An 11,606-nucleotide genomic window follows, 5' to 3' on the forward strand; every position below is an offset into this window, starting at 1 on the left:
GGTCCCGCGGCTAGAACTGGGTTGAAGTCGAGAAGCGGAAGGTTTCGGTCTTGTCGTACTCTTCCTGACCAAGGATGGTGCTGAGGTCGAACCGGATCGGCCCCATGGGCGAGCGCCAGTGGATGCTCACGCCGGCGGAGGCCCGAAGCGCAAGCTCGTCGACGATGTTCAGATTCGGATTTCCGTTGGCGTCGACCGTATAGCGGTCATCGAGCAGGCCGAGGGTGCCGACGTCGGTGAACAGGGAGGTGCGGATGCCGTATTCTTCCGGAAGGCCGTTGGGAACGGTCAGCTCCAGCGTGCCGATGGCGTAGAAATTACCGCCCAGTGCGTCGTTGTTGGTGCCCGGCGTTATGTCGCGCGGACCGATGCCCGCCGTCTCGAAGCCGCGGAAGCTGTTGCCGCCCTTGAAGAAGCGATCGTTGATCCGGATCGGGTCCCCGCCCCAGCCGCCGATATAGCCGGCCGAGGCCGTGGCCGTGACCACCCAGGCGGGCGTGATGCCCCAGTAGGCCGAGACGTCCGCCTCGGTCTTGATATAGTTCACGTCGCCGCCGATGCCGGCGAAATCCTGACGCAACGAGCCCGTCCAGCCGCGGGTCGGCCTGACCGGATCGTTCCGGCGATCGACCAGCAGGGTGTAGCCGGCCGAGGAGTTCAGGAACGAGCCGACCTGGTCGCACAGGGCGTTTGAACCCGCGCCGGCGCCGGTGCAATAGCCCGTCGGGACAATGATCTCGTCGCTCTTGAGGAAGTAGCGGGTGCTCAGCAGGGTGTAGCCGTTCAGCGGATAGGAAAGGCGCACGCCGCCGCCGGTCGAACGGTAGTCGTAGGACGAATATTCGCTGAGATCGTAGCGCGAGTGGAAGGCGTCGAAACCGGCGCGGAGATCGCGGCCGAGGAATTTCGGCTCGGTGAAGCGGAAGTCGATCTGCTGGCGCAGCGAGCCCCATTCGACGCGCGCGACGACGTTCTGGCCCCGGCCGCGGAAATTGCGCTCGGTGATGCCCAGGTTGACCACGAAGGAGTCCACCGAACTGAAGCCGGCGCCGACCGACAGTTCGCCGGTGGGCTGTTCGGTGACCGTGACATTGACCACGGACCGGTCAGGCGCCGAGCCGCGCGCCTCCTCGACGGTCACGTCCTTGAAGAAGCCCAGGGCCCGCAGATTGTTGCGTGACCGTTCCAGCAGGGTGCGGTTGAAGGCGTCGCCCTCGGTCAGCATCATCTCGCGGCGGATGACGTTGTCCAGGGTGCGGGTGTTGCCGATGACGTTGATCCGGTCGACGTAGACCCGCTGGCCCTCCTTGACGTTGAAGGTCACGTCGACGGTGTCGGTCTCGGAGTTCGCCCGATAGTTCGGCTCGATCTCGACGAAGGCGTAACCCGCCGACCCCGCCGCGAACGTCAGGGCGTCGACCGCCGATTCGATCTTGTCGCTCTCGTACAGGTCGCCGGTCCGGATCGGCAGCAGCAGTTTGAGGAAATCCGGATTCAGGCGGTCGTTCTCGGTGACCACGTCGACGGTTCCGAAATTGTAGCGATCACCCTCCTCCACGGTCATGGTGATGGCGAAGGCGCTGTCGTCGGGGGCCAGCTCGGAGATCGCCGACAGGATCCGGAAATCGTAGTAGCCGCGGTTGGTGTAGAATTTCCGCAGTTGCTCGCGGTCGTAGTCCAGCCGGTTCGGATCGTAGTTGTCGTTGGTCGTGAACAGCCGCCACCAGGCCGACTGCGTGGTGACCATGACCTCGCGCAGGTCATTGTCGGAAAAGGCGCTGTTGCCCAGGAAGGTGATGGCCCGCACGCCGGTTTCCGGGCCCTCGTCGATCTCGAACACCACGTCGACGCGGTTCTGGTCCAGCTGGACGATCTTGGGCGTGACGGTCGCGGAGATGCGGCCGGACAGGCGGTACAGTTCGACGATCTTGCCGACGTCTTCCTGAATCCGGGCGCGGGTATAGATGCCGCGCGGCTTCAGGGTGACCTCTTCGGTCAGCTTGTCCTCGCTGATCGCGCCGTTCCCCTCGAACACCACCTGGTTGATGATGGGATTTTCGACGATCTCGACGACCAGGTCCCCGTTGGGCTGCACGCCCAGCTGGACGTCGGCGAACAGCTGGGTGCGGGTCAGTGTGCGCACCGCGACGTCCAGAACCGACGCGTCCACGGTGTCGCCGGGCTGGATCGGCAGATAGGACAGCACCGTGGTCTGGTCGATGCGCTGGTTGCCGCGCACGAGAATCCGGTTGACCACCAGCCGCTCTTCCTGCGGCGGGCCCGGCTGGGGCGTCGGCGCGGGTTCGGCCTCGATCGGGGCGCCCGGCTGGATGGCCGGCGCGGTCTGGGCCAGGGCTGGACCGGCCAGTCCCGCGGCGACCGCAAGGGCCAGCAGGCTCGGGCTCAGGCCTCGGGCGAAACGGAGGGCGGACGCATCTTGTCGGATCATTCGGGAAACCATCGGGGGCTGGCGTCGGCTCGTCATGCGAACCCGCCGAGGAATTTGAACAGGCTCAGCTTCTGCAGGTCGTTCCAGGTGGCGAACAACATCAATCCCGCCAGCAAAGCAAGACCGACGCGATAGCCGACCTCCTGAACGCGGGCGGGGACTGGCCTGCGGGCCACAGCTTCATAGCCGTAGAACAGCAGGTGGCCCCCGTCGAGGACCGGTATCGGCAGCAGATTAACAATGCCAATTCCGATCGAAACTATGGCGGCGAAGCTGATAAACGTCAGGGCGAGGTTGCGGGCCATCCAGCCGGGATCGGGATTCGCCGCCACCGCCTGCTGGGTGACGCCCCCGGCGGCCCTCGCGATTCCGATCGGGCCGCTCAGCAGATCGCCCGATTCCCTGCCCGCGAAGATGCGGCCGATATAGGTCCCGGTCGTGGCCACGGTCGTGCCGATGGTTTCGACGCCCTTGCCCGCGGCCTCGATGGGATTGAGCCGGCGGAAGCGAACGTCGGACTGCAGCGGGGCGAGGACAAGGCCGATACGGGCGACGCGCACCCTTCCGGCCAGTTCGTCCTGTTCCAGTCGCCGCGCCGGGGTAGCGACCAGGGTCACGTCCTGCCCTCCCCGATCGACAACGAACGTCAGGGGATCGCCCGCGCTGAGGATCACCGTATTGGTGACCTGCGCGCTCTCGAAGACGGGTCGCCCGTTCACGGACCTGATCATATCCATGGGGCGGAAGCCCGCCTCGGCCGCCGGCGATCCCGGAGCCACCTGATAGACACGGGGCGGCGAGATCTGTTCGCCGACGACGCTGAAAAGCAGGGTGAAGAGCACCATCGACAGCAGGAAATTGGCCGCCGGTCCCGCGGCCACGATCAACGCCCTCTGCCAGATCGGCTTGAAATGGAAATAGTCGCGCTCGGCGCCAGGGCCGTTTTCCGCGATGACGCGCTGGCGCAGTTCGGCCAGACCCGCCTGGTCCGGTACGCTGGACGCGTCCAGATCGCCCGAAAACTTGACGTACCCCCCCAGCGGAAGCCAGGCCAGCCGCCATTCCGTTCCGTGCTTGTCCGTGCGGGCGACGATGGTCCTGCCGAAACCGACGGAGAACCGGTCGATCTTCACGCCGAAGGCGCGCGCGACGAGGAAATGGCCCAGCTCATGGATGGTGACGATGAACGTCAGCACCAGCAGGAAGGGTACGGTGTAGAGCAGCGCCTGACCGAGAAAGCCCGTCATGCCGATAAGGGTCCCTCCGCCATTCAGGCTGCCGCCGCGATGCCGCGAATGATCGATTCCGCCATCCGTCGCGCCTGCGCATCCACGGCCAGGGCCGCGTCGCAAGCGCTGTCGGAACCGGAATCCACCCCCGAGGCCGTCACGCGCGACAAGGTGTCGGCGACGACTGCGGCAATATTGAGAAAGCCCAGCCGACGGTCAAGAAAGGCCAGGGCCGCGACCTCGTTGGCGGCATTGAACACGATGGGCGCCGCGCCGCCCGCCTGTAACGCCTCACGCGCGAGTTTCAACGCCGGAAAGCGATCCGCGTCGGGCGTCTCGAAGGTCAGCCGCCCCAGGGCGGCGAGATCGAGTTTGGGCGCGTTCCACGCCATGCGATCCGGCCAGGCCAGGGCATAGGCGATCGGCGTCTTCATGTCCGGCGGCCCCATCTGGGCCAGGGTCGAGCCGTCGACGTATTCGACGAGGCTGTGAATGATCGATTCCGGATGGACCACCACCTCGATCCGGTCGGCCGGCATGTCGAACAGATAGGCCGCCTCGATCGCCTCCAGCCCCTTGTTGGCCATGGTGGCGCTGTCGACCGAAATCTTGGCCCCCATGCTCCAGTTGGGGTGGGCCACGGCCTGCTCCGGGGTGATCGCCGCCAGCGCCGCGCGCGGCGTCGAGCGGAACGGTCCGCCCGAGGCGGTCAGGACCAGCTTCGCGACCCTTTCGGGCGCATCGTGCGGAAAGACCTGGTGGATGGCCGAATGCTCGGAATCCACGGGAATCAACCGCCCGCCGGACCGTTGGACCCGCTCGATCAGCGCCGGACCGCAGCAGACGAGGCTTTCCTTGTTGGCCAGGGCCAGCGTTGCGCCGATCGAGGCCGCGGCCCAGGCCGATCTCAGGCCGGCGGCGCCGACGATGGCGGCCATGATCCAGTCGGCCGGCCGGACGGCGGCCTCGATCACGGCCTGATCGCCGGCGGCGGCCTCCACGCCGGTTCCCGCCAGGGCGGCGCGCAATTCGCCCAGACGGGCGGGATCGGCGGTGACGGCCAGTTTCGGCTTCCAGCGCCGGGCCTGTTCGGCCAGACGTGCGATATTGGCGCCGCCGGTCAGGGCCTCCACCTCGAAGGCGCCCGTGCCCGCGGCCTCGGCCTGGTCCATCAGGTCCAGCGTCGAACAGCCGACCGATCCGGTCGACCCCAGGACGGTGACGCGGCGGCGGATCATGCTCCGCCTCCGAACACGCCGGCCAGCAGCCGCCCGCAGGCCACCACCACCACGGCGAACATCAGGCCGTCCACGCGGTCCAGCAGACCGCCGTGGCCTGGAATCAGCTTGCCCGCGTCCTTGACCCCGTAGCGCCGCTTCAGCGCCGATTCCCACAGGTCTCCGGCCATGGTCGCCAACGCCGCCGCCAGCCCCAGCCCCGCGCCCCAGAGCGGGCCGATGTCCATGCGCAGGAAGGTCGCCAGAACCGCGCCTGCGGCCGTCCCGGCGGCCAGTCCGCCGATGAAGCCCGACCAGGTCTTGTTGGGAGAGAAACGGGGCCACAGCTTGGGTCCCCCGACCAGGCTGCCGACCAGATAGGCCATGATGTCCGACGCCCAGGCGATGGCGAAGGCGGACACGGTCCAGGCCAGGCCCGTCGCCGTGTCGACGTCACGCAGCCAGATCAGCAGGACGGCCGGCCAGCCGAGGTAGAGCACGCCGTAGGCCGCATCCAGCGCCTCCTGGCCGCGATTGCGCGCGAACAGGCCGGCGGCCACGGCGCCGAAGACCAGCATGACCAGCGCCAGCGACAACTGCCCGGCATGCGCCGCCACCACGCCGGCGACGAGGCCGAAGGCCACCGCGCCGGCCATCACCCGCCAGGCCCGGGCGGCGCTCATCATCGCCCATTCGATGGCCAGCAGGGCGCAGGCCAGCAGCATGAGCGCGAGAAACCACATACCGCCGGCCCAGATGGCGAGCACGGCCGCCGGCGCCAGCACGACGGCGGAGGCGGCCCTCAGGCCAATGTCGCCGGCCTTGACCGCCATCAGCCGGCCGCGTGGGCGGGCGCGACAAGCCCGGTCGGCGCGGCCCGCCCCCCGAACCGGCGATCCCGGTTACGGTATTGTTCGACCACATCCGCCAGCGCTTCCGGCCCGTAGTCGGGCCACAGCACCTGCTGATAGACCAACTCGGCGTAGGCGGCCTCCCAGAGCAGGAAGTTCGACAGCCGCTGCTCGCCCGAGGTGCGCACGATCACGTCGACCGGGGGGCCGCCGGCCGTGGACAGGCCCGCCCCAAGGGTCTCCTCGTCCAGGGGGCCGGTCGTCTCGCCCGCCAGGGCCCGGTCGACGTAGCGCCGGGCCGCATCGACGATGTCGGCCCGTCCGCCGTAGTTGAAGGCGACCTGAAGCAGGAATTTTTCGTTGTGCGCCGTGCTCGCCTCGGCGCGGTCGATGATGGCGGCGATGTCGTCGGGCAGGCCGGCGCGGCGGCCCAGCACCCGCACCCGTACCCCGGCGCGCTCGAGCCGCTTCAGGTCGCTGGCGACATAGGAGCGGACCAGCCCCATCAGGTCGGAGACTTCCTCCGCCGGCCGACGCCAGTTTTCGGTCGAGAAGCCGAACACCGTCAGACAGCGGATGCCGAACCGGGGAGCCGCCTCGACCGTGCGCTTCAGCGCCTGCACACCCTCCCTGTGGCCCATGGCGCGCGGCAGGCCGCGCGCCTCGGCCCAGCGGCCGTTGCCGTCCATGATCAGGGCGACGTGGCGCGGTCCGTCAATCGGCGCGGGATGAAGGGGCTCGGCGGGCATGCGACGCGTATCCTACGGCAATTCGCGCCGTCAAACCTGCATGATCTCAACTTCCTTGGCCCTCAAGGCCTCGTCGATGCGCTTGATGGCCGCGTCGGTGTCCTTCTGGACCTCGGTCTCCATCTTCTTCTGCTCGTCCTGGCTGATCTCGCCGGCCTTTTCGGCCTTCTTCAGGTCCTCGTTGGCGTCGCGGCGAACGTTGCGGACGGCGATCTTCTGCTGTTCGGTGTATTTGCCGGCCAGCTTGGCCAGGTCCTTGCGGCGCTCCTCTGTCAGCGGCGGCACGGGGATGCGCAGGGTCTGGCCGTCGACGATCGGGTTCAGGCCCAGGCCGGCCGCGCGGATGGCCTTCTCGACCGGCCCGACCATCGACTTGTCCCAGACGTTGACCGAGATCATGCGCGGCTCGGGCACGCTGATGGCCGCGACCGAGTTCAGCGGCGCGTTCGAGCCGTAGGCCTGGACCTGCACGGGATCCAGCAGGCCGACGTTGGCCCGGCCGGTGCGCAGGCCGTTGAACTCTTCCTTCAGGGCGGCGACGGACTTGTCCATCCGCTCGCGATAGGTTTTCAGGTCAGGCTTGGCCATGGTCGTTTCTCTCGCGTTTTCTTGGCTTTGAAGGCTCAGGCGGCCTTTTTGGATGAGATGACCGTGAAGGTCCCCTCCCCCGTCAACGTCCGACGCAGCGAATTGTCTTCCCGGATCGAGAAGACCACGATCGGAATGCCCGAGTCACGCATCAGGGCGATGGCCGAGGCGTCCATGACCTTCAGGTCCTTCGCCAGCACGTCGTGATAGGTCAGGGTGTCGTACCGCGTCGCGGTCGGATCCTTCTTGGGGTCGGCGGTGTAGACGCCGTCCACGCTGGTGCCCTTCAGCAGGGCGTCGCAGCCCATTTCGGCGGCCCGCAGGGCGGCGCCCGAGTCGGTGGTGAAGAAGGGGGCGCCGACGCCGGCGGCGAAGATCACCACCCGGCCCTTTTCGAGATGGCGCAGCGCCCGGCGGCGCACATAGGGCTCGGCCACCGCGTTCATGGTCAGGGCGCTCTGCACCCGGGTCTGGACGCCGATCTTCTCCAGCGCCGCCTGCATGGCCAGGGCGTTCATGACGGTCGCCAGCATCCCCATATAGTCGGCGGTGGCGCGCTCCATGTCGCCGGCGGCCTTGCTCAGCCCGCGGAAGATGTTGCCGCCGCCGATGACGAGGCAGATCTCCACGCCCTCGCGCGCCACATTGGCCACGGCCTGGGCCACCGTGGCGACGGTCTTCATGTCGATGCCATAGGCCTGATCGCCCATCAGCACCTCGCCCGAGACCTTGAGCAGGACGCGCTTGTAGAGAAACTCGGGCGGGGCGTCGGGCATGGGGCGGTCCTGGGGGCGGCGGATTCGGCTCCTTATAGGAAGCGAACCCGCCGGTTCAAAGGCCTGACTGCCTAAAGTCAGAGCCTCAGAATGATCGTCTCGACGATCGGACGCCGATCCCAGATTTGCTGGCTGGCCTTCTTCAACGCCCGCGAGACGGCCTGTTCGATCACCATCTCGTCCTCCAGCGCCGGGCCCTTCAGTTTCATCACCGCCTGTTCGGCGCGCTCGGCCAGATCATCGAGGGCGTCGCCCAGCGGCGACTGCTCGTCGCCGGGCAGGCCGATGGCGCGCACGTCGATGTCGCTGACGATCTTGCCGCGCCTGTCCATGGCGAAGCTGACGATCAGCACTCCGTTGGTCGAGGCGTGACGCCGTTCGTGCAGGGCCTCGCCCTGTTCGGTGACAAGGCGCCCGCCGTCGACGTAGAGCCGGCCGCTCGGGACCTCGTCGATGATGGCGGCGGGCCCGGGAGCCAGCCGCACCATGTCGCCGTTGCGCGGGGTGACCGTCTCCGGCACGCCCATGTCCTTCGCCAGGTTGGCATGCTCGGCGAGGTGCCTGCGCATGCCGTGGGTCGGCACGGCGATCTTCGGCCGCGCCCAGCGATACATCTGGCGCAATTCCTCGCGGCACGGGTGGCCGGAGACGTGGATGCCGGGGTGATCCTTCTCGGTGTAGAGGCGGACGCCGCGGTCGGTCAGCTTGTCCTGCAGCCGGCCGATCGACAGCTCGTTGCCCGGGATGACCCGCGACGAGAAGATGCAGTGATCGCCCTTGCTCAGCTTGATGTAGGGGTGGGTGCCTTCGGCGACGCGCGACAGGGCCGCCCTCGCCTCGCCCTGGCTGCCGGTGCACAGATACAGGATCTCGTCGGCGGGCCAGACGCGGGCCTCCTGCTCGGACAGGAACGGCTTGATGTCCTGCAGCATGCCGACGTGTTTGGCCGCGGAGGTGATGCGCTGCATCGACCGTCCGGCCAGCGACACGCGCCGTCCCGCCGCCTCCGCCGCCCGGATCACGCTGTCCATGCGTGCAACGTTCGAGGCGAAACAGCCAACGGCGATCCGGCCCTTCAGCCCGCCGATCAGCTCGGCCAGGGCGTCGCGCACGCCGCCTTCCGACCCCGCCGAGCCTTCGACGAAGACGTTGGTGGAATCGCACACCATGGCCAGGACGCCCTCGTCGCCGAGGCGGCTGATGGCGCCGGAGTCGGTGACGCCGCCAACGATGGGGTCGTCGTCGATCTTCCAGTCGCCGGTATGCAGCACCGTGCCCAGGGGGGTCCTGATCGCCAGCCCGTTCGGCTCGGCGATCGAGTGGGTCATGGTGACGAAGGTGACGTCGAACGGCCCGAGATTGATGGTCCCGCCCAGCGGCACCTCGATCAGCTGGACCTGGTCCAGAATGCCCGCCTCGCGCAGCTTCTCGCGGATGAGAAAGGCGGTGAACGGCGTGGCGTACAGCGGCGCCTTCATGCGCGACCACAGCCAGCCGAGGGCGCCGATATGGTCCTCGTGCGCGTGGGTCAGGACGATGCCGCGGATGGTTTCGCCCTCGAGGAAAGCGGGATCCGGCACGATCACGTCGACGCCGGGCGTCGACAGGTCGCCGAAGGTCACGCCCACGTCGACCACGATCCATTCGCGGTTCGCCTCGGGGCCGTAGCCGTACAGATTCAGGTTCATACCGATTTCGCCCGACCCGCCCAGCGGCAGGAAGACGAACTCGTCGTTGGTTTGCTTTTTCATACGTCCTTGAGATGGGTGTTCCGCCGCCAGATTTCGAGCAGGCCGCGGATGGTCAGGTCCGGATCGAACCGGTCGATGGATGGGGTGGCCCCTTCGAACAGCGAAGCGACGCCGCCGGTGCCGATGACGGTCATGGGTTTCCCCCACTCCGCCTTGATGCGCGCGACCAGGCCCTCGATCAGGGCGACATAGCCCCAGAAGACGCCCGATTGCATGTTGGACACGGTGTCCTTGCCGATCACGCGGTCGGGCTTCTGGATGGCGATGCGGGGCAACATTGCGGCGGCCTCGTGCAGGGCCTGCAGCGACAGGTTGATGCCGGGCGCGATCACCCCGCCCTCGAAGGCCCCGTCGGCGGCGACCACGTCGAAGGTGGTGGCCGTGCCGCTGTCGATGACGATCAGGTCGCCGGGATAGACCATGTGCGCGCCGATGGCGTTGACCAGCCGGTCGGCCCCCGCCTCGCTCGGCTTCGCGATCCGCGCCGTCATGCCCAGTTCGACGTTCTCGCCGATCACCAAGGGCTCGACCGACAGATAGCGGCGCGCCAGATTGCGCAGGTTGAAGATCGATTGCGGCACGACGCTGGAGATGATGCAGCCGTCCAGCTGGCTGATCGACAGGCCGCGCATGGCCAGCAGCTGGCTCAGCCAGACCGCGTATTCGTCGGCCGTGCGGCTGGCCTCGGTGGCCGTGCGCCACTGGGCGATCCAGTCCGCGCCGTCATGCACCGCGAACAGCGTGTTGGTGTTGCCCTGCTCGATCGCCAGCAGCATCACGCGGCCTCCCCGAAAAAGACGTCGCCGGCCGAGATCAGCCGCAGCGACCCGTCCGCCAGTCTCAGTTTCAGCGCCCCGTCCGGGGCCACGCCCTCGGCCCGGCCCTCGACCGTCTCGCGCCCCAGCCGCGCCACGGCGGGACCGTCCAGCCCCGGCGTCCGCGCCTGCCAGGCGTCGAGGATCGGCTGGAAGCCCAGCGTCTCCCACCGGTCCATCCAGACCGCCAAGGCCTCGGCCAGAACCGCGGCGGCCGCCTCCACCGTCGGCGGCGCCAGCACGTCGCCGCGCAGATGGTGGACCAGGGCCGTCGCCGGCCGTTCGGTCCCCTCGGGCGCATGGGCCAGATTGACCCCTATCCCGACCGCCAGCCACAGACCGCCGCTCTCGTGCGCTCCGGACTCGACCAGCACGCCGGCGACCTTTTCGCCCGCCAGCATCACGTCGTTGGGCCATTTGATCGTCACCAGCGACGGCGGCGCCCAGACATCCAGCAGATCCGCGATGGCCAGGGCCGCGACGAAGGTCACCTGCGCCGCCTCGGCCGGCGGCTTGCGCGTCACATGCAGCAGGGTCGCGAACAGGTTGCCGCCTTCGCTCGCCCACTCGCGTCCGCGCCGTCCGCGGCCCGCGGTCTGGCGGCGCGCGACAATCCACAACGGCCCCGTCTCGCCGGCCTCGGCCCGGCGGCGAGCCTCGGCGTTGGTCGAGTCCGTCTGGTCGAGAATGAGGACAGGCGGCGTCATCGGGGGGCGTTCATTCCAGCTCGGGGCGAGATCGCCTCGCCCACCCGTTCTATTGCGCCGAAGCCAGGCGGCCGTCACGGGCCCCCGACCAGCTGATGAACATCACGCACGTTTCGCTCAGGCACCGATCGGCGTGCGGTTTCCCGCCTTGCTGCATCCAGTAGGACCCGGGCCCCAGCACCGCCGCGTCTTCCTCGCGGACCTCGGGCGTCCAGTGCTTCATCTCGCCGCTCAGCACCACCAGCCGATAGTCGGCGGTGTGGATGTGCATGACGGGCTCGGCGGGGCCGAAGCGCATCAGCATGTCCGACAGCCCCGTGCGGGGATCGCCGCGCAGCACCGCGATGGCGGGGCCGTTCGGGGCCGCGGGGTTCAGCGGCGTGAACCGCGCCTCGTCGTAGGGCGTCGGCGGCTCCCGCGTCGGCTCCGCCTGGACGGTAAACGCCAGTATCGCGGCGGTTACCGTCAGCATGG

At 68.3% G+C, this 11,606-nt stretch carries 11 protein-coding genes; all 11 read right to left on the reverse strand.

Annotated features, from left to right (window positions below):
• Window positions 1-10 precede the first annotated feature (10 nt).
• The 11 genes from bamA to Q8Q71_RS15860 all read right to left on the reverse strand — a co-directional run bounded on the left by bamA (window position 11) and on the right by Q8Q71_RS15860 (window position 11,604).
• Window positions 11-2,449 (reverse strand): outer membrane protein assembly factor BamA, encoded by a 2,439-nt coding sequence (bamA, locus tag Q8Q71_RS15810; RefSeq protein ID WP_305760560.1) that lies wholly within the window; start codon window positions 2,447-2,449, stop codon window positions 11-13.
• A 32-nt stretch (window positions 2,450-2,481) separates the two neighbouring features.
• Entirely contained in the window at window positions 2,482-3,696 is a 1,215-nt protein-coding gene (locus Q8Q71_RS15815) for an RIP metalloprotease (protein ID WP_305760561.1), read from the reverse strand.
• Window positions 3,697-3,719: 23 nt separating this feature from the next.
• The gene (dxr, locus tag Q8Q71_RS15820; RefSeq protein ID WP_305760562.1) at window positions 3,720-4,916 is read right to left on the reverse strand and encodes a 1-deoxy-D-xylulose-5-phosphate reductoisomerase; all 1,197 of its coding nucleotides are present in this window, start codon (window positions 4,914-4,916) and stop codon (window positions 3,720-3,722) included.
• Complete coding sequence (locus tag Q8Q71_RS15825; protein ID WP_305760563.1) at window positions 4,913-5,728, reverse strand: phosphatidate cytidylyltransferase; 816 nt, start codon at window positions 5,726-5,728, stop codon at window positions 4,913-4,915. Before Q8Q71_RS15825 ends, dxr begins: the two co-directional genes overlap by 4 nt.
• Window positions 5,728-6,495, reverse strand: coding sequence for a polyprenyl diphosphate synthase (uppS, locus tag Q8Q71_RS15830; RefSeq protein ID WP_305760564.1), 768 nt, complete (start codon window positions 6,493-6,495; stop codon window positions 5,728-5,730). The genes Q8Q71_RS15825 and uppS overlap by 1 nt, the downstream gene beginning before the upstream one ends.
• A 30-nt stretch (window positions 6,496-6,525) precedes the next feature.
• Window positions 6,526-7,083, reverse strand: a complete 558-nt coding sequence (gene frr / locus Q8Q71_RS15835) for a ribosome recycling factor (RefSeq protein ID WP_055829332.1) — start codon at window positions 7,081-7,083, stop codon at window positions 6,526-6,528.
• Between the two features lie 35 nt (window positions 7,084-7,118).
• Complete coding sequence (pyrH, locus tag Q8Q71_RS15840) at window positions 7,119-7,859, reverse strand: UMP kinase (RefSeq protein WP_305760565.1); 741 nt, start codon at window positions 7,857-7,859, stop codon at window positions 7,119-7,121.
• Between the two features lie 77 nt (window positions 7,860-7,936).
• Window positions 7,937-9,610 carry a ribonuclease J gene (locus Q8Q71_RS15845; RefSeq protein WP_305760566.1) on the reverse strand — a complete coding sequence of 558 codons (1,674 nt, stop codon included), beginning with the start codon at window positions 9,608-9,610 and terminating at the stop codon, window positions 7,937-7,939.
• Window positions 9,607-10,389 carry a type III pantothenate kinase gene (locus tag Q8Q71_RS15850; protein WP_305760567.1) on the reverse strand — a complete coding sequence of 261 codons (783 nt, stop codon included), beginning with the start codon at window positions 10,387-10,389 and terminating at the stop codon, window positions 9,607-9,609. The genes Q8Q71_RS15845 and Q8Q71_RS15850 overlap by 4 nt, the downstream gene beginning before the upstream one ends.
• Window positions 10,386-11,132, reverse strand: a complete 747-nt coding sequence (locus Q8Q71_RS15855; protein ID WP_305760568.1) for a biotin--[acetyl-CoA-carboxylase] ligase — start codon at window positions 11,130-11,132, stop codon at window positions 10,386-10,388. Before Q8Q71_RS15855 ends, Q8Q71_RS15850 begins: the two co-directional genes overlap by 4 nt.
• Before the next feature lie 49 nt (window positions 11,133-11,181).
• Complete coding sequence (locus tag Q8Q71_RS15860; RefSeq protein WP_305760569.1) at window positions 11,182-11,604, reverse strand: DUF4437 domain-containing protein; 423 nt, start codon at window positions 11,602-11,604, stop codon at window positions 11,182-11,184.
• Window positions 11,605-11,606: the final 2 nt, after the last annotated feature.

The organism is Brevundimonas sp. (assembly GCF_030704825.1).
Lineage (GTDB): Bacteria > Pseudomonadota > Alphaproteobacteria > Caulobacterales > Caulobacteraceae > Brevundimonas.